This is a genomic window from Microbispora bryophytorum, assembly GCF_006874465.1.
Lineage (GTDB): Bacteria > Actinomycetota > Actinomycetes > Streptosporangiales > Streptosporangiaceae > Microbispora > Microbispora bryophytorum.
The window spans coordinates 1-1,438 of record NZ_VIRL01000057.1; the positions used below are offsets into that span (position 1 = coordinate 1).

Below are 1,438 nucleotides of genomic sequence, written 5' to 3' on the forward strand. Positions count from 1 at the left end.
TGTTCAGGCTCCGAGGGGGGTGCCGCGGGTGTTGAGGATGAGCTTTTCGATGCGCTTGCGGCGTCGGGTGCTGGTGATGCGGATGGTGAGGAGGGTGAGGAGTAGGAGGGTGAGGAGGGCGAGTTGGGGCCAGGGAATGGCCCACAGGGTGGTGTCGATGGCGATGCGTTCGGCGGTGACGCCGGGCAGTGGTTTACCGGCGGGGGAGGGGATGGCCATGATCGTGGTGTCGATGGGTCCCAGGGGCCAGGTGCCGGTGATGTGGGCGGTGAAGGTGCGTTTGCCGCCGGGCATGATTTCTCGGGCTTTGGCGGCGGAGGTGTCGTCCCAGTTGTTTTGGCCGGCGAGGGTGGAGGTCAGGATGCGGCTGTCGGGGGCCAGGCGGACGTTGCCGGTGTTGGCGAGGGTGTAGGTGATGTCGACGGTGCCGGGGGTGAAGGGGTTCCATGACCAGGTGTAGGTGGTGTGGATGTCGCTGACGGCGACTTTGGCGGCGTAGGTGCCGTTGACGCGGATGTTGAGGCGGACGCCGACGCGGTTTTGGACGCGGACTTGGCCGGAGATGGTGTCGAGGGAGGCGGTGACGCCGGCGGGGTGGTCTCCGGGGGTGGCGTTTTGGGGGATGGCGACGGTGACGGGGACGACGGCGGTGGCTCCGGCGGCGATGGTGACTTTGTCGGGGACGGTGATCCAGGCGCCGCCGTCGACGGGGGTGGCGTCGGAGGGCCGCATGTCGAAGTAGCCCTTGGCGGTGAGGTAGCCGTCGTTGGCGTCGATGGCGAAGTCGACGGGTTGGGTGGAGCGGTTGATGACGGCGATGTGTTCGGTGACCTGTTGTCCGCCGGGTAGTTCGATGTCGATGACGCTGCGGCCGTCGGGGCCGTCTGCGTTGGCGGGGACGACCGACCAGGTGGTGTCGGCGTGGGCCGGGGCGGTGAAGACGACCACTGTCACCACGGCGACGGCCACGGCGGCGGCCACGGCGGCAGCACGAGCGGCCAAGCGGGTGGTCACGCTGGCGGCGCGGGCGGCGCGGGCGGCCACGGTGGTGAGGGCGGCGCGGGTGGCCAGGGCGGCGCGGGTGATCGCGGCGGCGGCCCTGGCGGTCAGCACAGCAGTGGTCGGCGCAGCGGTGGTCGGCGCAGCGGTGGCCGGCGGGGTGGTGGTCAGCGCGGTGGTGGTGGTGGTGACCAAGGCGGTCGCGCGGGCGGCCTGATCGGCGGCATCGGCGCGGGGGGCGCGGGCGGCCTGACCGGCACCGGCGGCGGCGCTGGGGGCGCGGCGGGGGGTGCGGGGGCGGCTCTTGGTCGGCAATGGGGTCTCCTGGTTTGTCGTGGGTGTCCGGGACGTGTGTCAGGGTGGCACAGGTCCCGGACGTCCACATCGGGCGGTGGCGCCGCGCCTGTGGTTCAGGACTGGTTGAACAGGGACAGCGTCA

The 1,438-nt window shown here is 71.3% G+C and carries 1 protein-coding gene; it reads right to left on the reverse strand.

Annotated elements, in window-relative coordinates; genetic code table 11:
• Window positions 1–3: 3 nt before the first annotated feature.
• Window positions 4–1,314 carry a COG1361 family protein gene (locus FLX07_RS35760; RefSeq protein WP_142576399.1) on the reverse strand — a complete coding sequence of 437 codons (1,311 nt, stop codon included), beginning with the start codon at window positions 1,312–1,314 and terminating at the stop codon, window positions 4–6.
• Between the last annotated feature and the right edge of the window lie 124 nt (window positions 1,315–1,438).